Origin of the sequence: Streptomyces orinoci (assembly GCF_003121295.1) — a bacterium.
Lineage (GTDB): Bacteria > Actinomycetota > Actinomycetes > Streptomycetales > Streptomycetaceae > Streptomyces > Streptomyces orinoci.
The window spans coordinates 178,182-196,843 of record NZ_PHNC01000042.1; the positions used below are offsets into that span (position 1 = coordinate 178,182).

Genomic DNA, 18,662 nt, shown 5'->3' on the forward strand with positions numbered 1-18,662 from the left:
ACTGCTGGAAGCGACGGAGCGGGAACCGGATGCATGAGCTGTCGATCGCGACCGTGATCGTGGAACGGGCCGAGGAACTGGCCCGGCGGCATGGCGCGGAGCGGGTGGACGCGGTGCGGGTACGGGTGGGCGAACTGGCCGGAGTGGTGCCGGACGCCCTGCTCTTCTCCTTCGAGGTGGCCCGGCAGGGCACGGCGCTGGACGAGGCCCGGCTGCTGATCGAGGAGGTCCCGGGACGAGCGCGCTGCGAGCCGTGCGGTACGGACTTCGCGGTGGGCGTGCCGCCCTTTCTGTGGTGCCCGCGCTGCGAGCGGCCCTGCGAACGGCTGCTGTCCGGGCGGGAGTTGGAGATCACCGCCATTGAGCTGGAGGAGGCGAGCGTGTGATGTGCCGGGTGGTCGATGTGCGCCAGGCGGTCCTGGCGAAGAATGACACCTTGGCCGGTGCCCTGCGCGGGGAGCTGGACGGCCGGGGCACGGTGCTGGTCAATCTGCTGTCCAGTCCGGGAAGCGGCAAGACCGCTCTGCTGGAGCGGGTGCTGGCGGCGGCCGCGGCCCGCGGGGTGCCGGTGGCGGCGCTCACCGCCGATCTGGCCACCGAGAACGACGCCCGCCGGCTGGCCCGTTCCGGCGTTCCGGTCCGGCAGGTGCTCACCGGCGGCCTGTGCCACCTGGACGCGGCCCAGCTCCGGTCCCACCTGGCGGGCTGGCTGCCCGGGGACACCCGGGTGCTGTTCGTGGAGAACGTGGGCAACCTGGTCTGCCCGGCCTCCTATGACCTGGGCGAGACCATGCGGGTGACCCTGATGTCGGTGACGGAGGGCGAGGACAAGCCCCTGAAGTACCCCGCCGCCTTCGGGCTGGCGCATCTGCTGGTGCTGACCAAGACGGATATCGCGGCGGCGGTGGGCTTTGCGGAGGCGGCCTTCCGGGAGAACGTGGCCCGGGTCAACCCCGGCGTGGAAGTGCTGAATACCTCCGCCCGCACCGGGGACGGCGTGGAGACCCTGGTGGACCGGGTGCTGGCGGTGACGGCCGGTGGCGTGCTCCACCGTCCGGCGATGGCGGAAGCGGCGGGGGACGTCCACGGCCACCACCACGATGCGGCGGGGGACGTCCACGGCCACCATCACCACGATGCGGCAGACGGCCACGGCCACCCGCACGGCCCTGGCTCCGGGCGGCAGGACCAAGCGGCCCAAGAGCCCGGCCCCGCCGCCGGGCCCGGGCGGGTGCCGGCTGACGGGCCGGGGGCCGTGCCCGGCCGGAACGGCTCGGACGACGGGCGCCGCCCCGCCGACGGCCTGGCGGTGCCGCGCCCGTGACCACCGTCGGGAGTGCCCGCAGCACCGGCCTGGTGCGGCACCGGCTGGTGGTGCGCGGCACGGTGCAGGGCGTGGGGTTCCGTCCGTTCGTCCATGGTCTGGCCCGGGGGCTGGCGCTGGCCGGGCATGTCGCCAATCACCCGGACGGGGTGGTGGTGGAGGTGGAGGGCCCGCCGGAGTCGGTGGAAGTCTTCCGGGACCGGCTCGGCCGGGAGGCGCCTCCGCTGGCCGTGGTGTCCTCGGTGACGCGGTCACGGCTGCGGGTGCTGGGGACCGGCGAGTTCACCATCCGGCCCTCGGCATCGGGCACCGGCCGCACGCTGATGCCACCGGACACCGCCCTGTGCCCCGCCTGTCTGGCCGAGCTCGGCGATCCGCGCGACCGCCGCTACCGGCACCCCTTCATCACCTGTACACACTGCGGGCCGCGCTTCACCATCGTCACCGGACTGCCCTATGACCGGCCGCGGACCACCATGGCCGGTTTTCCGATGTGTGAGCGGTGTGCCGGGGAGTACACGGACCCGGCCGACCGGCGTTTCCATGCCCAGCCCATCGCCTGCCCGGACTGCGGGCCGCGGCTGCTGCTGGAGCGGGACGGCGGCCGGTGCCGGGGAGAGGACGCCCTGGCGGCCGCCCGGGCGCTGCTGACCGGGGGCGGGGTGCTGGCGGTGAAGGGGGTGGGCGGCTATCACCTGGCCTGTGACGCCGGTGACGAGGCGGCGGTCCGCCGGCTGCGGGCGGCCAAGGAGCGTGGCGGCAAGCCCTTCGCGGTGATGGCCGCCGATCTGGACACCGCCCGCGCCCTCGCCCCGGTGGGCGAGGCCGAGGCCCGGCTGCTCGGCGGGCCCCGCGCCCCCGTGGTGCTGCTGCCCCGCGCGCCCGGCTTCTCCCCGGCCCTGCCGCTGGCCGACGCGGTCTGCCCGGACAGCCCCGGAATCGGGGTGATGCTGCCCTACAGCCCCGTGCACCGGCTGCTGTTCGGGCTGCCCGGCGACCCGCCGGGCCCCCGTGTGCTGGTGATGACCAGCGGCAACCGCTCCGGTGAGCCCATCGTCACCGATGACGCGACGGCCGCGCTGCGGCTGGCGGGACTGGCCGACGCCCGGCTCCGGCATGACCGTCCCATCCGGGTGCCCTGCGACGACTCCGTGGTGCGGGTACGGTCCGACGGCAGCTGTCTGCCGCTGCGCCGCTCGCGCGGCTATGTGCCCGAGCCCCTCACCCTGCCCTTCGAGGTGCCCGCGGTGCTTGCGGTGGGCGGCGATCTGAAGAACGTCTTCTGTCTGGCCGAGGGGCGTTCCGCCTGGCTGTCCCAGCACATCGGCGACCTGGGCGAGTTGGCGGTGCTCACCGCCTTCGAGCGGGCACTGGACCATCTCACCGCGCTGACCGGGGTGCACCCCGGACTGCTGGCGGCCGACCGGCACCCCCGTTACCGCTCCTCGGCCTGGGCCCGCGATCACGCGGCGGGCCGGCCACTGCGCCTGGTGCAGCACCACCATGCGCATATCGCCTCCGCCCTGGCCGATGCCGGGCTGGACGGCACCACCCCGGTCATCGGGGTCGCCTTCGACGGCACCGGTTATGGCGACGACGGCGCCGTCTGGGGTGGTGAGCTGATGTTGGCCGACTACACCGGCTACCGGCGCCTGGCTCATCTGGCGTATGTACCGCTGCCGGGCGGTGATGCCGCCGTCCGCAATCCCTGCCGGATGGCCCTGGCGCACCTCTGGGCCGCCGGTCTGCCCTGGGATCCCTGGCTGCCCTGCCTGACCGCCTGTGCGGAGGACGAACGGCGGGTGCTGGAACGGCAGTTGGAGCGCGGAGTGGCCTGTGTGCCGACCTCCAGCATGGGCCGGCTGTTCGACGCGGTGTCCTCGCTGCTCGGGGTGTGCCACCGGGCGACCCATGAGGCCCAGGCGGCCGCCGCCCTGGAGGCCCGGGCGATGGCGGCGGGGGACGGCCGGGAGCGCCCGTATGCCTTCGCCGTGGCCACGACGGGCGGGGACGCGCCGCTGACGGCCGACCCGGCGCCGGTGCTCGCGGCGATCGTGGCGGACCTGCGCCGCCGGACCCCGGTGGAGGTCATCGCCGCCCGCTTCCACCGGGCGGTGGCGGACCTGGTGGTGACGGTGTGTACGGCCGTCCGGGAGCGCACCGGGGTGGGCACCGTGGCGCTCACCGGCGGGGTGTTCGCCAACGCGCTCCTGGAGGAGGACTGTCAACGGGCGCTGGTGGCATGGGGGTTCACGGTGGTCCGGCACCGGCTGGTTCCCTGCGGTGACGGTGGGCTGGCGCTGGGCCAGGCCCTGGTGGCGGCGCGCTCCCGGCGGGCCCGGCGGAAGGAGTGAGACGGATGTGCCTGGCAGTACCCGGCAGGGTGGTGGACGTCGAGGAACGCGACGGCACCCCGATGGCCAAGGTGGATTTCGGCGGAGTGGTCAAGGATGTATGCCTGGCCTATCTGCCGGATCTCCAGGTCGGTGACTACACCATTGTGCATGTGGGGTTCGCCCTGCAACGCCTGGACGAGGAGGCGGCATTGGCGACCCTGGAGCTCTTCCGGAGCATCGGCGCTCTGGAGGAGGAGTTCGGCGACGCCTGGAGCCGCGCGGCTGAGGAGGCCCGATGAGGTATCTGGAGGAGTTCCGGGATCCCGGTCTGGCCCGGCGGCTGCTGGACGAGATCCATGCGACCGTCACCCGGCCCTGGGCACTGATGGAGGTCTGCGGCGGGCAGACCCACTCCATCATCCGTCATGGCATTGACCAACTGCTGCCGGAACAGGTGGAGTTGATCCATGGTCCCGGCTGCCCGGTCTGTGTCACCCCGCTGGAGATGATCGACAAGGCGCTGGCCATCGCCGCCCGCCCCGAGGTGACCTTCTGCTCCTTCGGGGACATGCTGCGGGTGCCCGGCACCGAGGGCGATCTGTTCCGGGTCAAGGGCGCCGGCGGTGATGTCCGGGTGGTGTACTCGCCGTTGGACGCGCTGGAGATCGCCCGCCGCAGTCCGGACCGGCAGGTGGTGTTCTTCGGGATCGGCTTCGAGACCACCGCTCCGGCCAACGCCATGACCGTCCATCAGGCCCGGAGGCTGGGCATCGGCAACTTCAGCCTGCTGGTCTCCCATGTGCGGGTGCCGCCCGCCATCGAGGCGATCATGCGCTCACCGCGCTGCCGGGTGCAGGCGTTCCTGGCGGCCGGACATGTCTGCAGTGTGATGGGTGTGGAGGAGTACCCGGAGCTGGCCGGGCGGTTCGGCGTGCCCATCGTGGTCACCGGCTTCGAGCCGCTGGACATCCTGGAGGGCGTACGGCGCGCGGTGCGCCAACTGGAGCGCGGCGAGCACCGGGTGGAGAACGCCTATCCGAGGGCGGTGCGCGCGGAGGGCAATCCCGCCGCGCTGCGGATGCTGGCCGAGGTCTTCGAGGTCACCGACCGCGCCTGGCGGGGCATCGGCACCATCCCCGGCAGCGGCTGGCGGCTGGCGGACGCCTACCGGGAGTACGACGCCGAGCACCGCTTCGCGGTCACCGGGCTGCGCACCCTGGAGCCGGCGGCCTGCCGCAGCGGCGAAGTGCTCCAGGGACTGCTCAAGCCCCATGAGTGCGCCGCCTTCGGCACCGTGTGCACTCCGCGTACCCCGCTGGGGGCGACGATGGTCTCCAGCGAGGGCGCCTGTGCCGCCTACTACCTCTACCGCCGCCTGGGCCCCGGCGCGGCGGCCGCAACCGACAAGGAGGCGACCTCAGTTGGCTGACTTCCCCGCTCCCCTGCTGCCCGACCCCGCGGAATGGAGCTGCCCGGCGCCGGTGCGCGACCGGTCGGTGGTCCTGCTCGGCCATGGCGGCGGGGGCGCGCTCTCGGCGGAGCTGATGGCGGACATCTTCGCGCCCGCCTATGGCAATGAGATCCTGGACCGGCTCACCGACTCCGCCACCGTTGATCTCGGCGGGGCACGGCTGGCCTTCTCCACCGACTCCCATGTGGTGCGCCCGCTGTTCTTTCCCGGCGGCTGCATCGGCGACCTGGCGGTCAACGGCACCGTCAACGATCTGGCCATGAGCGGCGCCCAACCGGCCTTTCTGTCCTGTGCGTTCATCCTGGAGGAGGGCACCGAGCTGGCCGTGGTGGAACGGATCGCCGGGGCGGTGGGGGCGGCCGCCAGGGCGGCCGGGGTCAGTGTGGTCACCGGTGACACCAAGGTGGTCGATGCCGGGCATGGTGACGGGGTGTTCATCACCAGCTCGGGCATCGGCCTGGTGCCGCGCGGAGTGGACATCCGGCCGCAGCGGGCCCGGCCCGGTGATGTGGTGATCGTCAGCGGGCCCGTCGGTCTGCACGGGGTGGCGGTGCTCAGCGTCCGTGAGGGGCTGGAGTTCGGGGTGGAGATCGCCAGTGACACCGCGCCGCTGGGCGGCCTGGTGGCCGCGATGCTGGCCGTCACTCCCGAGCTGCATGTGCTGCGTGATCCCACCCGGGGTGGAGTGGCCACCGCTCTCCATGAGATCGCCACCGCCTCCGGCACCGGGGTGGTCATCCGGGAGGACGCCGTACCCGTCCCGGAACCGGTGGCCAACGCCTGTGGCTTCCTGGGGCTGGATCCGCTGTATGTGGCCAATGAGGGTCGGCTGCTGGCCTTTGCGCCACCGGAGCACACCGACGCCCTGCTGGACGCCATGCGCGCCCACCCGCAGGGCACCGGGGCCGTGGTCATCGGCGAGTGCGTGGCCGAACACCCCGGCATGGTGGTGGCCCGCACCGGGCTCGGCGGGACCCGGGTGGTGGACCCGCCGGTCGGCGAGCAACTGCCGCGCATCTGCTGACCGGTGGCGGACGGCCCGTACCCCGGGCCGTCGGCACATGGCGAACCTCGGCATATGGCGAACACAGAAGCGAGCAGTCGCACGGTCCGGGACAAATCACGCTTCAACGCATCAAGCCGTTTCTTTCGGATCGCTGAACCGTTGGTTTGGGCACGGGAAATCGTTACCGCTCACGAAGGACAGACTGATGCGCCTTCTCCGTCCGCTCGTCGTCGCTCTCGGCGGGCTCGCCCTCGTTGCCGCCACCACGACCGCGGCCACCGCCGCAAACGGAACGTTCGCTTGGGTAGGCCCCAAGGGCAAGGCGTACGCCATCCAGAACCCGCCGGACCACAAGTGCTACGACATGGGCCAGGAAGCCCGCGGGGCCCAGAACGCGACCAGGCAGCCGCTGATCGTCTACACCCAGAAGAAGTGCAAGGGCTCCGCGACTCGGCTGGCCCCCGGGCAGTCGGCCCCCAGCGGCTCCCACTTCGCCAGCGTCATCTTCAACCAGCGCTAGCACCTTCCCGGGTTGACCGGGGTGGCTCAAGGGCGGTGACCGGCTCCCCGGTCACCGCCCTTCCGCTGAGCGCGCCCCATCGGGGCGCCGCTGCCCCACCCCCGCCCGCACCGCCCAGTAGAAGATCCCCAGCGCCGCACCCGCGACCGCCAGGGAGTCATAGGGGGCGGGCAGCCGGCCCGAGCCCTTGAAGGAGCCGAGCCAGGAGAGGACCGTCAGGGCCAGCAGATAGACGATCAGCCAGGCTCCGGTGCGGAGTTCGGCGGACAGCGGGCGCTCCTCCGGGGACGAGCGCCGCATCACCAGGAAGATCAGCAGGCCGCCCAGCACCAGTGGCAGGGCCAGCCGCAGATCGTGCCAGCCCGACCAGTAGATGAACTCGCTCGCCACCACAAAGCTCACCGGCGCGATCCAGCGCAGGCCGGGTACCCAGCCGGCCATCCGCGAGCCGGGTTCCGCCCGGAAGACGGCCACGGCCACCGCCGAGGCGGCATAGATCAGCAGGTACATGTCCCCCATGATGCTGACGATGCGCTGCCAGCCGCCGATCGGGAGCAGAAAGACGATGATCACGGCGAGGTTCAGCGCAAGGGCCGGGTGCGGGATGCCATTGCGCCGGCTGACCTGCATAAAGAAGCGGGGAATGGTGCCGTTCTTGGCGAGGGCGTAGGTGTGCCGGGCGTCGATCGCCACTCCGACATACGCCGATCCGCCCGGTGAGACCACGGCGTCCGCGTAGAGCAGGGTGGACAGCCAGTGCAGATTGAAGATCAGCGCCAGCTGGCCGAAGGGCGACTCGAAGTTGACACCCTGCCAGCCATGGCCGAGCAGGCTCTCCGGGACGGTGAACAGGAAGGCCAGTTGCAGGGCCAGATACATCAGCAGGGCCAGCCCGATGCCGGTGAGTACCGAGGCGGGGATGGTCCGGCGCGGGTGGCGGGCCTCGCCGGAGAAGTCCAGCGGGGCCTGGAAGCCGTTGACCGAGTAGACGACGCCACCGCCGGCGAGTGCGGACAGACAGGCGGCGTAACCGTAAGGCGCAAATCCGCCGTGGTCGGTCAGGCGGCCGGAGTGCCATCCGGAGGCGAGCAGCGCGGCCACCGTGACGATCGGCATGATGATTTTGAAGGCGGACAGCAGGTTGTTCAGCCGCGCGAAGGTCCGTACCGCGAACCAGTTCAGCGCCGTCAGTGCCGTGCTCAGGGCGATCGCCACGGCCAGGCCCTTGGTGCTGAGCGTATGGCCGTTGTAGAGGCCGGGCAGATAGTGGTTGGCGTACTGCATGATCGCGCTGATCTCGGCCGCGGTACCGCCCACCGACAGCAGGACCGACCAGCCGACCAGGGTGCCGACCAGCCGGCCGGAGGCGTACAGCGGCCAGCGGACCGTGCCGCCGCCCTCCGGCCGGGACGCGCCCAGCTCGATCATCACCAGTGCCACCAGGCCGCACAGCAGCCCCGCGCCGACCCAGGTCAGCAGCGAGGCGGGCCCGGCCGTCCGGGCCGCGTACATGGCGGCGAACAGCCAGCCGGAGCCGACGATATTGGAGAAGCCGATCGCGGTCAGCGCCCAGAAGCCGAGGTCCCGGCGCAACCGCCGCTCCTGTACGGCCACCTCGGGCATGCCGTCCGGGGGCTGCCTCGGATGATCCGGCATGTCACCGTCCTCCTGGCTCATCGGTCACCCGGGGCCGCCCCGGGCTGAGCGCCACCCTAAGCGCGGCGGGGGTGTCGCCGCCGTACCCGGAGTCGGCTCATTTTTGCCCTGTGCATGTCTCAGGGTTGGCGGTGGCATGGACGGCGCGGAATCGACCGCGAAGTCATGGGAGGAGTCGCCATGTTGAGAGCAGTGGTGATCGCCGGAGCGACCGCGGCACTGGTGACCGCCCTGGCCGCGCCCTCATCGGCCGCCGCCAGGGTCGGGCCCCCGCCGCCGGACCGGGTGGTGATCGATGTGATGACGGTCAATGGCTCGGGCTGCCCCGCCGGAACGGCCGCGGTGGCGGTCGCGCCGGACAACACCGCGTTCACCATCTCGTACAGCGACTACCTGGCTCAGGTGGGGCCCGGCGCCAAGCCGACGGACTTCCGCAAGAACTGCCAGCTGGGGCTGGACATCCATGTCCCGCAAGGCTTCACCTATGCCATCTCCGAAGCGGACTACCGGGGTTTCGGCTCCCTGGCGAGCGGGGCGACCGGTCTGGAGAAGGCGAGCTACTACTTCCAGGGCATGTCGCGGACGACCTCCGTGACCCACACCTTCGCCGGTCCGCTCTCCGAGGACTGGCAGACCACCGACGTCACCGACTCCGCCTCCCTCGTCTACGCCCCCTGCGGGGCGGAGCGGATCCTCAACGTCAACACCGAACTGCGGGTGTACGCGGGCTCCTCGGATCCTCTGACCACCAACAGCTTTATGGCGATGGACTCCACGGACGGCAGCGTCAGCACGCTTTATCACTTTGCCTGGAAGCAGTGTCCCGGCTCTTGACCGGGTGCCCCCGCCTCGGCCGGGGAGCCGCGGCACTTCATGGCCGCGCCGATCGGCAAGGGAAGGTGCATCATGGCTCCGATACCCGACCGTGACACCATCTGCCGGGTCCTCGAAACCAGGGAGCACCCGCTGCGGCGTCTCGACCTGGTGCTGGAGGCGTTCTGGGACGCCGGGTACAACCGGAACACCTATCGCAGCGCGTACGACCTGCCCGAAACCCATATCGTCCTGGCCCGGCTGATCGACCGGATGCGCAAGGACGGCGCACTCGTCCTGCTGCCCGGCACCAGATGGAAACAGCTGCTGGGCAATGGCTTCCAGCCTCAGCGCATCGCCCATGGCCACCGTGGTGGTTACTGGTACGCCACGGCCGCCCAGCACACCCGCTGGCGGCGGGCCGCCGCCGGGCGGCAGGCGCGGATCGCCGCGATCGCCGCCCGGCTGACGGCCGCCGGACCGCTGCCGCAGCCGTGCGTCACCGAGGAGCCGGCGGAGGGATGCCGGCCCGGCTGGGACCTGCCCGCCGGGACCGGCCCTCGCTCGGGCCGGGAAACGCGGGCCGAGGCCCGGGCCGAGCTGCTGGCGCATGCTCCGGCCGATCTGGCCTTTCTGCTCTCCCTGGTGGAGCCGGAGGGGTGCGGCCCGGCCAGGCGGTATGTGCTGCGGCGGCCCCTCCGGGCCGCGGATCCGGATCCTCGCCCCGCCGAGTGGCGGCGGAGGGGCGCTCAGGAGGCGTTGGAGGCGGGGGGATCCACCCAGCCCAGCGGATAGAGGTCCGGCCCCCGGCCGGGGGCCGCGGGCTCACCGCCGGCCTCCGCGAAGGCGGTCAGCGCGTCAATCAGCGCCTCGCGCTGGCCGGGGAGCATCCGCGCCACAATCGCGGCGATCTCGTCCCGGCGCCGGGCGGTGACCTCTTCGACGATGCGCTGCCCATCGGGCGTGACCCGCAGGACGGTCTCCCGCCGGTTGCCCGGATTGACACCACGGGAGACCAGCCCGGCGGCGATCAGCCGATCGGTCATCCGCATGGTGGTGGACGGATTGACACCCAGCAGACCGGCGGCGGTCACCAGATTGACGGCGCCGTGCATGGACAGGACGACCAGCATCCGGAACTGCGCCAGGGTCACCCTGTCCTCGGCCGCGGCCAGCGATCGCGCGGAGACCGCGACCAGCAGCCGGGATGCGGTGAGCACCGCGCGAGTCACCGCATCGACATTGTCTTTTGCCCCGGCGGGGCGCGCACGCTTGGCCATGGCTCCCTTTCTCCCTCTTCACCGCCCCTGCCCCGTCCCTTGCCCGAACCGGAACCAGGCGGTGGAAGCGGAAAGGGGCCGCCCGGCTATCGCTACCCCGGGGCCGCTCACCCGACCCGCCTGGACGCCGAACGGTGTCGCCAACATCCGCCCACCGGGCCGGGTTTGAGCGGCAAGCGCTCACTCAGCCGGTGGCCACGCCGAACCACTTACGCAGCGGGCCGAGCAGATCCCGCTGGTCTTCACCCACCCACGCCACATGGCCGTCGGGACGCAACAGCACCGCGGGTACGTCCAGTTCCTCACTGACGTCCACCACCTGGTCCACCCGGTCCGCCCAGCCCGCCGCCGAGAGCCGGCCGGTCTGGTCGAGCAGCAGTCCGCGGCCGCGGTGCATCAGCTCATAGAGGCGTCCCCGCTTCAGCTTGACGTCCCGCAGCCGCCGGCCGAGCAGTTGGTGCCCGTCACCGAAGTCATAGCGGACCCCTACCCCGGTGATCATCTCGGTCACATACCGGTTCGCCTCCTCGAAGTCCATCAGCTTCGACAGCAGTCCGTGCAGCGCGGCCGCGCCCGGCTCGGTTCCCATCAGCATCATCTGGGCGCGGGTGTTGTCCAGTACGCGGGCGCCCACCGGGTGCCGTTCGTCGTGGTAGCTGTCCAGCAGCCCCTCGGGTGCCCAGCCACTGACCGCCGCGGCCAGCTTCCAGCCAAGGTTGAACGCGTCCTGGATACCGAGGTTGAGCCCCTGCCCACCGGTCGGCGGGTGGATATGCGCCGCGTCACCGGCCAGCAGCGCCCGGCCGGCCCGGTAGCGCTCGGCCTGCCGGGTGGCGTCACCGAACCGGGAGAGCCAGCGCGGCGAGTGCGCGCCGAAGTCGGTGCCGGCGTGGGCCCTGAGCTGCTGCTTGAACTCCTCCAGGGTCGGCGCGGCCGTACGGTCCTCGGCGACGCCCTCGGCGGGCACCACGATGCGGTACAGGCCCTGGTTGCCGTCCACATCGGGAATGGCGCCGAACCGCAGCTGGGTCCTGCGGACTTCGGCGACGACGGCGGCGATGGTGGCCGGGTCCTCGGTCACCTCCATGTCCCCCAGCAGCGTCTCCACCTTGGCGGGCTCCCCGGGGAAGCCGATGCCGAGCAGTTTGCGCACCGTACTGCGGCCGCCGTCGCACCCGACGAGGTAGCGCGAGCGCAGCCGGGTGCCCGCCCCGCCGGGGGCGCCGCCCTTGGCCAGTTCGACGGTCACACCCTCGTCGTCCCGGCTCAGCCCGACCAGTTCGCAGCCGCGCCGGATCTCGGCACCGAGTTCCAGGGCACGCTCATTGAGCAGCCGCTCGGTGACCGGCTGGGGAACGGTGAGTCCGTAGGGGTGTGCCGTGTCCATCCGGTCCGGCCATGGCTTGTGAATGCCACCGAAGAAGCCGCCGACCCGGAACTTCTCACCGGCCGCGAGAAACTGGTCCAACAGCCCGCGCTGGTCCATCAGTTCGACGCTGCGGGTGTGCAGGCCGCGCCCGCGGGGCTGCCCGGTCGGCTCGGTCAACTTCTCCAGTACCACTACGCGCACATCGTGCAGCCGCAACTCACAGGCCAGCATCAGGCCGGTCGGGCCTCCGCCCACCACGATCACGTCGATCATCAAATCCCCCACTCAAGAAGACACCTCGGCCGGTTCCGGCCTGCGAGCGGAGATTCTGCGATACGACCCGGGTCTTGCCGCAAGGCCCCCTATGCGCTATAAGTTGAGAGTGGCAAGGAGTGGGCGATCTCCTTGCCTTTGCTTTTTGGCGCTCGCCGGCTGGGCGGGCAGCCGCTTTCACCATGGCTCCCCGATCGGGTGAATGGCGCCAATTGCCGCCCGGAGCCAAGTAACTGCAACTTACAGTTTTCCTGACTGCTGGGTGCCCATGCGGCCCTGCGAGCAGAGCTCGTAACTCCCTTCCCAGGAAAGACTCAAGGCATTGAAAGGTTCCTCGCCGGACGCGGCTGTGCTGGCCGCCATCGCCCTTGTTCTGCTGGCCGGAGTCGCCCTCGACCCCCTGCGGGCCCGGCTGCGCCAGCCGGCCGTTGTCGCCGAAATCGCCGCCGGAATTCTGCTGGGACCGAGCGTCCTGGGGCTTCTGCCCGGCGCCGTCCCGGAGTTGCTGTTTCCGCCGGAGGTCCGGTCGCAGCTTTCGGTCATCGCGCAAGTGGGAATTGTTCTCTTTATGTTCACCGCCGGCTGGGAACTCAACTTCCAGGCGCTGCGCGGACGAGCCCGTTCCGTACTCGCCGTCACCGCCGGCTCCCTCGCCGTGCCCTTCGCCCTGGCGGTGGCACTGGCGGCCGTACTACTGGCGCTACGGCCGCAACTCACCGGATCCCTGGCCTCACCGCTGCTCTTCGCACTGTTTCTGGGCGTCGTTCTGTCCATGGGCGCACTGTCCGTGCTGCTGCGGATTCTCGGCGAGAACCGCCTCACCACCACCCTGGTCGGGACCATGGCCACCGCCTGCGGCGCGCTGACCGAAGTCGTGGCCTGGTGCGTCGTCATCGCCCTGATCACCGCCGCCCAGGGACTGAGCGCGGACCATCTCCTCCTGGACCTGGCCCGTCTCGCCGCCTACACCCTGCTGATGGCGCTCGTCGTGCGCCCTGCTCTGCGCATGCTCCTCTCCCGCCGCCAACCGCCCGGCCGGCGGCCCGTATTGCCGGTCCTGGTGGTCAGCAGCGGTGTCCTCCTCTCCTCCTGGTGCACCGCCCGGCTGGGCATCCACGCGGTGATCGGGGCTTTCGCCTTCGGGCTGGCCATGCCGCGTGATCTCGCCCCGGAGTTGCGACGCACCCTTGAAAACCCACTGCGGAACACGGGGGTTCTGCTCATCCCCGTCTTCTTCGCGCTCACCGGCCTGACGATTGACCTGAGGCAACTCGGCCGGCACGACCTGCTCGCCTTTGCCGCCTTCCTCTCGGTGGCCTGGGGCGGCAAATTCGCCGGAGCCGCGCTCATCGCCCGCCTCCTTGACCTCCCCTGGCGGGAAGCGGCGACCCTGGGTGTCCTGGTCAATACCGAAGGACTGAGCGAAATCATCATGCTCACCCTTGGCCGCGATGCCGGCCTCATCGACAACCGGCTTTTCACCGCCCTCCTGCTCACCGCCCTGACGGCAACGGTTCTCGTCAATCCCCTGGTCCGCCATCTGACGAAGTTGCCTTCCGGCGCCGGGACGGAGACGCCCATTCCCGCCCAGCAGGAGGGTTCGGCTTCTTCGCGGTCGGCGCGGGAACTCCATTGACCGCGCCCGGCCGGCTCGCGATAGTTGTTTGGATGACCTGCGACATACAGTGCACAACCGTCCAACAGGGCTGGGACGGACCCTGGTACCGCATTCGCACCGATCGCTTCGAGGCATCCTTCCTGCCCGGTGCGGACGAAAACCTCGATGCCGTCTGCAACGTTGATGTCGAGGTCCGGCTGCTCGGCGACGGCTCCCGCTGGAGCGGGACAGTGTTCACCATCGCGGAGGTCGAGCGCCTGATGGACCATTGGGCGCGCACTGGCGAGAACGCGAACGGCCACTACTTCCGGTGCTCCGACGGCCTCATTGTGCGGCGTCCCGGCATCACCAGCATGACCCAGGCGATCGACGCCCTGCTGGATTCCGGCGAGTTCGACCAGGCCCTTCAGCGCCTCGGCACCGAGTGAACGCCTTGCAGAGCATCATGGGCCAGTGATGAATACCGCAACCCAACCGATCGAACACGAAGACCGATGGGTCCTCAATCTCCGTGCCGCGTACGTCCGCCGTATCAGCGTTGACTTCCAGCTGACGCTGGCCCTCGACGCGGACTGGGAAGTTGTGCTGGGAGGGCCGGCCCGGCTCTCTTCCGGATCGGTGCGCACCGATCCGGGCGTGCTGCTGAGTCCTGAGACACAGGATGTGGCGCCGGCCCTGCCGCTGTTCGGTGCGGAGGTGTTGTCCGCCGTCGCGTTCAAAGCCGGGACGCTGCGCATAGCGTTCGGCAACGGCAGGCATCTGACGTGCCCGGCTGATACGTCCTTCGAGGCGTGGGGCATCACCGGGCCGGGCGGATGGCGGTTCGCAGCACTGCCCGGTGGAGGTCTCGCCGTGTGGGTCGGCGCGCGGGCGGGCCATCGGTAGCCCGGGTCATGTCTCCTCCTCCATCCGGATCGCGGCCCGCAGTTCCTCCCTGGCCTTGCGTTCGGCCGTGCCCTCGCTCATCTCCAGCAGGGCGCCGGCGATGGCGTCCAGTTTGCGCTGGATGGCATGTTCGGCCCGTAGCTCGGAGTTCTTGAGCAGGGCGAGCAGCAGCAGGGTCACCGAGGTCATGGCGCCGGCGGCCAGCAGCTCCAGTTCCACGGAGGGCTGGACGATGTGCATGGTCACAAAGTTGGCCACCAGCAGAAAGCAGAGCGTGAAGAACGCCCGGGAACTGGTGAAGTGCGACGCGGCCTCCGCCAGCCGCTCGAAGATGCCCCGTCGCTCACCGCCGCGGTGGGAGGGGTGCCGGACTGTCACGCCCGTCCTGGTACCCGGCGGCGGGCGGGACATGAGCGGCGTCCGGTCCGTCACACGTTCGCCGCGTCCAGCGGGCGGTGGCCCGCGCGCCGTGTGAGCGTGGGCCGAGGCGCATCCGCCCCGACAGCGAGGAAGGCCGGCATGGTGCACCACCCGATGACCGGCCGCGAGGCCGCACCCACCGCACCCCCCGCCCCGGACTTCGAGCGGGCCCGGGCGGTGGCGGACGCGGTGCTGTACGAGGGATACCTGCTCTATCCGTACCGGGGCTCATCCGGCAAGAACCGGGTGCGCTGGCAGTTCGGCGTACTGGCCCCGCGGGCCTGGGCCGAGGCGTGCGCTCCGGGGTCCGCCGGGGTGGCGGGGGCGGCGGAGTCCTGGCGGCAGCGCACCGAGGTGGTGGTCCGGGCGGATTCGCCGGACGCCATGGTGCACGTCCGGGTGCGCTTTCTGCAGTTGCAGCACCGGCAGGTGGAGCGGCAGGCGGAGAACGGGCGGCTGGTGCCGGTGGCGGCGCTGGAGACTCCCGGGGCGGTGTATCTCACCTTTGACGAGGCGGTGCCCCGGCAGGCCGACGCCGCCGTCCGGCTGGCCGGTCTGCTGCGGGGTGAGCATCGTCTGCCGGTCCGGCTGGCCGGTGGCGAGGAGGCGGAGGAGCTGTACGGTGCCGCGGGGCGGCTGGTGCGGCGGCGGTGGCCGGTGGAGGCCGAGGTGGTGCTGTCCGCGGCGCCGCTGGACATGGAGCGTTGCCTGTACCGGCTGACGGTGCGGACGGAGAACACCGGGGACGGGGCCGGTCCGCAGGATTCCCGGGAGCGGGCACTGCGGCATGCGCTGCTGGCCACCCACACCCTGATCGGGGGCGGCGGGCTGTGCTTCGCCTCGCCGACGGATCCGCCCGCCTGGGCCGGGGCGCACCCGGCGAAGTGCCGTAATCTCCACACCTTTCCGGTGCTGGCGGGCGAACCGGGCTCCTGCGACCTGGTGTTGTCGGCCCCGGTCATCCTGCCCGACCACCCACAGGTGGCCCCGGAGAGCCCCGGGGATCTGCATGATGCCGCCGAGATCGACGAAATCCTCACGCTGCGCACCCTGTTGCTGACGGATGCGGAGAAGCGTGAGGCCAGGGGCACCGACCGGCGGGCGGCGGAGATCCTGGACCGGGTGGAGAGCATGCCGCCGGAGGTGCTGTCCCGGCTGCATGGGGCGATTCGTTCGCTGACTCCGCCCGCTGGAAAGGGAGTTGACGGGCCGTGGTGGACGGAGGACGCCGAGGGCGGGCTGTGTCCGGCCACCGACAGTGTGCTGGTCGGCGGGGTGCCGGTGGCCAGGGGCAGCCGGGTGCGGCTGTGCCCGCGCGGGCGCGGTGTGGACGCCCAGGACATGTTCCTCGCCGGGCGGACCGCCCAAGTGGCCGCCGTCTTCCATGATGTGGACGGCAGCCATCACATCGCGGTGACCCTGGAGGAGGACCCGGGGGCCGAACTGCACGGCTGGTACGGCCGGTTCCGCTATTTCCGGCCGGAGGAGATCGAATCTCTGCCGGCCGTCCCCGCCGAGGAGGGGTGCGTTGGACGCCATCGAGTTGCTGAAGCATGACCACCGGATGGTGGAGCAGTTGTTCCGTGACTATCGGGCGGCCGCTTCGGACGTCCAGCGCCGTGGCGTGGTGGAGGTGCTCGTCCGGGAGCTGTCCAAGCATGCGGCGCTGGCGGAGCTGATGGTCTATCCGCTGGCCAGACAGGTCTTCCACGACGGCTCGGAGGAGATCGGACAGCACCTCGACGAGCATATGGCGGTCAAGGAACTGCTGCTGGAACTGGACCGGCTCCGCACCGGCGACGAGCGGACCGACGACCTGATGGAGCGGCTGCGCCAGGAGGTCGAGCGGCATATGCGCGAGGAAGAGGAAGAGCTGCTGCCCAAGCTGCGTGCCGCCATGGACGACACCGCCCTGGGCGAGCTGGGGCAGGCGCTGGACCGGGCCAAGCGGACGGCGCCGACCCGGCCGCATCCACACGCCCCGGAGGAGCCTCCGGCGCTGGCCCTGGCGGCCCCGGTGGCGTCCGTCTACGACCGGTTGTGTGACCGTCTGCAAGGGAGGCCCAGGACATGAGCACGGACACCTCGACCGCCCCGCTGGCGGGTGAAGAGCCGAGCCGGGGGGAGCACCGGCAGGGATTCGACGAGATCGACATCCTATGGATCTCCGAGGGCATGAGCTGTGACGGCGACAGCGTCTCGCTGACCGCCGCCGACCGGCCCGCCATCGAGGATGTGGTGCTGGGCCTGATTCCCGGGCTGCCCAAGGTCAATCTGCACAACAAGGTGCTCTCCCCCACTCTGGGCGGCGAGGAGTTCCTCGCCCCCTTCCGGGCCGCCGCCCGGGGTGAACTCACCCCGTTCATCCTGGTCATCGAGGGGTCGGTGCCCAACCAGAACATCATCGAGGGTGATGGCTACTGGACCTCCTTCGGCAATGACCCGGAGACCGGCCAGCCGCTCACCCTCAACTGGTGGATCGATCAACTGGCGCCCAGGGCCTGGGCGGTGGTGGCGGTCGGTACCTGTGCCACCTATGGCGGCATCCATGCCATGGCGGGCAATCCCACCGGCTCCATGGGGCTGGCGGACTATCTGGGCTGGGACTTCAAGTCCCAGGGCGCCCTGCCGGTGGTGAACGTACCCGGCTGCCCGATCCAGCCGGAGAACTTTATGGAGACTCTGGTCTGGGTGCTCCACCATGCCGCGGGCAGCGCGCCCCCGCCGCCGCTGGACCATATGCTGCGCCCCCAGTGGCTGTTCGGGAAGACCGTGCACGAGGGCTGCGACCGGGCCGCGTACTACGAGCAGGGCGACTTCGCCAAGGACTACAACTCTCCCAAGTGCCAGGTGAAGGTGGGCTGTTGGGGTCCAGTGGTCAACTGCGACGTGCCCAAGCGGGGCTGGATGAACGGGGTGGGCGGCTGCCCCAATGTCGGCGGCATCTGCATCGGCTGCACCATGCCGGGCTTTCCGGACGCCTTTATGCCGTTCATGGACGAGGCCGCCGGGGCCAGCCTGTCCTCGGCGCTCATCCGGCCCTATGGCGCGGTCATCCGGCGGCTGCGCGGCATCACCAATATGGCCGTCAACCATGAGCCCAAGTGGCACCACAACGGGCCCGCCCTGACCAGCGGTTACGACCCCCGGTGGCGGCCGGGGCGCCGGACCGCGGGCGGCACCCGGCCCCATTCCCATCACACGGCGACTCGCCCGGCGACCAAGTAAGGCAGGAATCCATGACGGCAACCGAGGCCGGACCCCGCTCCATGGGGCGCAAGCCGCCGCAGATCGTGGAGATGTCCTGGGACCCGATCACCCGGATCATCGGCAACCTCGGCATCTATACGAAGATCGACTTCGCCAACCGGGAGGTGACCGAGTGCCACAGCACCTCCTCGCTGTTCCGCGGGTACTCGGTCTTTCTCAAGGGCAAGGACCCGCGGGACGCCGGCTTCATCACCTCGCGTATCTGCGGTATCTGCGGAGACAACCACACCACCTGCTCCGACTACGCCCAGCAGATGGCCTATGGCATCAAGCCGCCACCGCTGGCGGAGACCATCGTCAACCTCGGCGAGGCTGCCGAGTACATGTTCGACCACACCATCTTCCAGGACAACCTGGTCTTTGTGGACTTCTGCGAGGCCATGGTCAAGGCCACCAATCCCGGCGTGCTGGCCAGGGCGGA

20 protein-coding genes are annotated in these 18,662 nt (G+C 70.7%); 16 read left to right on the plus strand and 4 right to left on the minus strand.

Annotated elements, in window-relative coordinates; all coding sequences use genetic code 11:
* Positions 1-29: 29 nt before the first annotated feature.
* The 7 genes from hypA to CV755_RS33920 all read left to right on the plus strand — a co-directional run bounded on the left by hypA (position 30) and on the right by CV755_RS33920 (position 6,657).
* Positions 30-386 carry a hydrogenase maturation nickel metallochaperone HypA gene (hypA, locus tag CV755_RS33890; protein ID WP_109284782.1) on the plus strand — a complete coding sequence of 119 codons (357 nt, stop codon included), beginning with the start codon at positions 30-32 and terminating at the stop codon, positions 384-386.
* Positions 386-1,324, plus strand: coding sequence for a hydrogenase nickel incorporation protein HypB (hypB, locus tag CV755_RS33895; RefSeq protein WP_109284784.1), 939 nt, complete (start codon positions 386-388; stop codon positions 1,322-1,324). The genes hypA and hypB overlap by 1 nt, the downstream gene beginning before the upstream one ends.
* A complete protein-coding gene (gene hypF / locus CV755_RS33900; protein WP_241561564.1) occupies positions 1,321-3,678 on the plus strand; it encodes a carbamoyltransferase HypF in 2,358 nt (785 codons plus the stop codon). The genes hypB and hypF overlap by 4 nt, the downstream gene beginning before the upstream one ends.
* Positions 3,679-3,683: 5 nt before the next feature.
* Complete coding sequence (locus CV755_RS33905) at positions 3,684-3,959, plus strand: HypC/HybG/HupF family hydrogenase formation chaperone (protein ID WP_109284786.1); 276 nt, start codon at positions 3,684-3,686, stop codon at positions 3,957-3,959.
* Positions 3,956-5,089 carry a hydrogenase formation protein HypD gene (gene hypD / locus CV755_RS33910; protein ID WP_109284788.1) on the plus strand — a complete coding sequence of 378 codons (1,134 nt, stop codon included), beginning with the start codon at positions 3,956-3,958 and terminating at the stop codon, positions 5,087-5,089. Before CV755_RS33905 ends, hypD begins: the two co-directional genes overlap by 4 nt.
* Positions 5,082-6,155 carry a hydrogenase expression/formation protein HypE gene (gene hypE, locus CV755_RS33915; protein WP_109284790.1) on the plus strand — a complete coding sequence of 358 codons (1,074 nt, stop codon included), beginning with the start codon at positions 5,082-5,084 and terminating at the stop codon, positions 6,153-6,155. The genes hypD and hypE overlap by 8 nt, the downstream gene beginning before the upstream one ends.
* Before the next feature lie 187 nt (positions 6,156-6,342).
* Positions 6,343-6,657, plus strand: coding sequence for a hypothetical protein (locus tag CV755_RS33920; protein WP_241561565.1), 315 nt, complete (start codon positions 6,343-6,345; stop codon positions 6,655-6,657).
* A 51-nt stretch (positions 6,658-6,708) separates the two neighbouring features.
* Here the strand turns inward: CV755_RS33920 and CV755_RS33925 are convergent, their stop codons facing one another.
* Complete coding sequence (locus CV755_RS33925; protein WP_422070635.1) at positions 6,709-8,280, minus strand: APC family permease; 1,572 nt, start codon at positions 8,278-8,280, stop codon at positions 6,709-6,711.
* Positions 8,281-8,493: 213 nt separating this feature from the next.
* On the opposite strand from CV755_RS33925, the gene CV755_RS33930 reads away from it, so the two are divergent.
* On the plus strand, positions 8,494-9,147 hold the full coding sequence (locus CV755_RS33930; RefSeq protein WP_109284794.1) for a DUF4360 domain-containing protein: 654 nt from the start codon (positions 8,494-8,496) through the stop codon (positions 9,145-9,147).
* Positions 9,148-9,219: 72 nt separating this feature from the next.
* Entirely contained in the window at positions 9,220-9,921 is a 702-nt protein-coding gene (locus CV755_RS33935; protein WP_153068807.1) for a hypothetical protein, read from the plus strand.
* Here the strand turns inward: CV755_RS33935 and CV755_RS33940 are convergent.
* Both CV755_RS33940 and rox read right to left on the minus strand, forming a co-directional pair.
* Entirely contained in the window at positions 9,876-10,406 is a 531-nt protein-coding gene (locus CV755_RS33940) for a MarR family winged helix-turn-helix transcriptional regulator (protein WP_109284797.1), read from the minus strand. The two genes, CV755_RS33935 and CV755_RS33940, sit on opposite strands and share 46 nt — an antisense overlap.
* 184 nt (positions 10,407-10,590) lie before the next feature.
* Positions 10,591-12,048 (minus strand): rifampin monooxygenase, encoded by a 1,458-nt coding sequence (rox, locus tag CV755_RS33945; RefSeq protein ID WP_109284799.1) that lies wholly within the window; start codon positions 12,046-12,048, stop codon positions 10,591-10,593.
* 322 nt (positions 12,049-12,370) lie between these two features.
* Here rox and CV755_RS33950 point away from each other — a divergent pair, with 322 nt between their 5' ends.
* The 3 genes from CV755_RS33950 to CV755_RS33960 are packed head-to-tail and all read left to right on the plus strand — an operon-like array spanning position 12,371 to position 14,551.
* Positions 12,371-13,684, plus strand: coding sequence for a cation:proton antiporter (locus tag CV755_RS33950; RefSeq protein ID WP_109284801.1), 1,314 nt, complete (start codon positions 12,371-12,373; stop codon positions 13,682-13,684).
* Positions 13,685-13,716: 32 nt separating this feature from the next.
* Positions 13,717-14,094, plus strand: coding sequence for a hypothetical protein (locus CV755_RS33955; protein WP_109284858.1), 378 nt, complete (start codon positions 13,717-13,719; stop codon positions 14,092-14,094).
* A 28-nt stretch (positions 14,095-14,122) separates the two neighbouring features.
* Positions 14,123-14,551 (plus strand): DUF6188 family protein, encoded by a 429-nt coding sequence (locus CV755_RS33960; protein ID WP_109284803.1) that lies wholly within the window; start codon positions 14,123-14,125, stop codon positions 14,549-14,551.
* A gap of 6 nt (positions 14,552-14,557) precedes the next feature.
* Here the strand turns inward: CV755_RS33960 and CV755_RS33965 are convergent, their stop codons facing one another.
* On the minus strand, positions 14,558-14,929 hold the full coding sequence (locus CV755_RS33965; protein WP_109284805.1) for a hypothetical protein: 372 nt from the start codon (positions 14,927-14,929) through the stop codon (positions 14,558-14,560).
* A 141-nt stretch (positions 14,930-15,070) separates the two neighbouring features.
* Between CV755_RS33965 and CV755_RS33970 the strand changes: the two genes are divergently transcribed.
* The 4 genes from CV755_RS33970 to CV755_RS33985 all read left to right on the plus strand — a co-directional run.
* Positions 15,071-16,528, plus strand: a complete 1,458-nt coding sequence (locus CV755_RS33970; protein ID WP_109284807.1) for a hypothetical protein — start codon at positions 15,071-15,073, stop codon at positions 16,526-16,528.
* Positions 16,500-17,045, plus strand: coding sequence for a hemerythrin domain-containing protein (locus CV755_RS33975; protein ID WP_109284809.1), 546 nt, complete (start codon positions 16,500-16,502; stop codon positions 17,043-17,045). Before CV755_RS33970 ends, CV755_RS33975 begins: the two co-directional genes overlap by 29 nt.
* A complete protein-coding gene (locus tag CV755_RS33980; protein WP_109284811.1) occupies positions 17,042-18,199 on the plus strand; it encodes an NADH-quinone oxidoreductase subunit B family protein in 1,158 nt (385 codons plus the stop codon). Before CV755_RS33975 ends, CV755_RS33980 begins: the two co-directional genes overlap by 4 nt.
* An 11-nt stretch (positions 18,200-18,210) precedes the next feature.
* Positions 18,211-18,662 (plus strand): nickel-dependent hydrogenase large subunit (locus tag CV755_RS33985; protein WP_193553535.1); only part of this gene is annotated, 452 nt, incomplete at its 3' end.

Bases quoted from the DNA above. Each gene is read 5' to 3' on its own strand.
- CV755_RS33905 (WP_109284786.1), top strand. From the start codon at position 3,684: ATGTGCCTGGCAGTACCCGGCAGGGTGGTGGACGTCGAGGAACGCGAC.
- CV755_RS33940 (WP_109284797.1), bottom strand. From the start codon at position 10,406: ATGGCCAAGCGTGCGCGCCCCGCCGGGGCAAAAGACAATGTCGATGCG.
- CV755_RS33970 (WP_109284807.1), top strand. From the start codon at position 15,071: ATGGTGCACCACCCGATGACCGGCCGCGAGGCCGCACCCACCGCACCC.
- CV755_RS33935 (WP_153068807.1), top strand. From the start codon at position 9,220: ATGGCTCCGATACCCGACCGTGACACCATCTGCCGGGTCCTCGAAACC.
- hypA (WP_109284782.1), top strand. From the start codon at position 30: ATGCATGAGCTGTCGATCGCGACCGTGATCGTGGAACGGGCCGAGGAA.
- CV755_RS33960 (WP_109284803.1), top strand. From the start codon at position 14,123: ATGAATACCGCAACCCAACCGATCGAACACGAAGACCGATGGGTCCTC.
- CV755_RS33920 (WP_241561565.1), top strand. From the start codon at position 6,343: ATGCGCCTTCTCCGTCCGCTCGTCGTCGCTCTCGGCGGGCTCGCCCTC.
- CV755_RS33930 (WP_109284794.1), top strand. From the start codon at position 8,494: ATGTTGAGAGCAGTGGTGATCGCCGGAGCGACCGCGGCACTGGTGACC.
- CV755_RS33955 (WP_109284858.1), top strand. From the start codon at position 13,717: ATGACCTGCGACATACAGTGCACAACCGTCCAACAGGGCTGGGACGGA.
- CV755_RS33925 (WP_422070635.1), bottom strand. From the start codon at position 8,280: ATGCCCGAGGTGGCCGTACAGGAGCGGCGGTTGCGCCGGGACCTCGGC.
- hypB (WP_109284784.1), top strand. From the start codon at position 386: ATGTGCCGGGTGGTCGATGTGCGCCAGGCGGTCCTGGCGAAGAATGAC.
- hypD (WP_109284788.1), top strand. From the start codon at position 3,956: ATGAGGTATCTGGAGGAGTTCCGGGATCCCGGTCTGGCCCGGCGGCTG.
- CV755_RS33980 (WP_109284811.1), top strand. From the start codon at position 17,042: ATGAGCACGGACACCTCGACCGCCCCGCTGGCGGGTGAAGAGCCGAGC.
- rox (WP_109284799.1), bottom strand. From the start codon at position 12,048: ATGATCGACGTGATCGTGGTGGGCGGAGGCCCGACCGGCCTGATGCTG.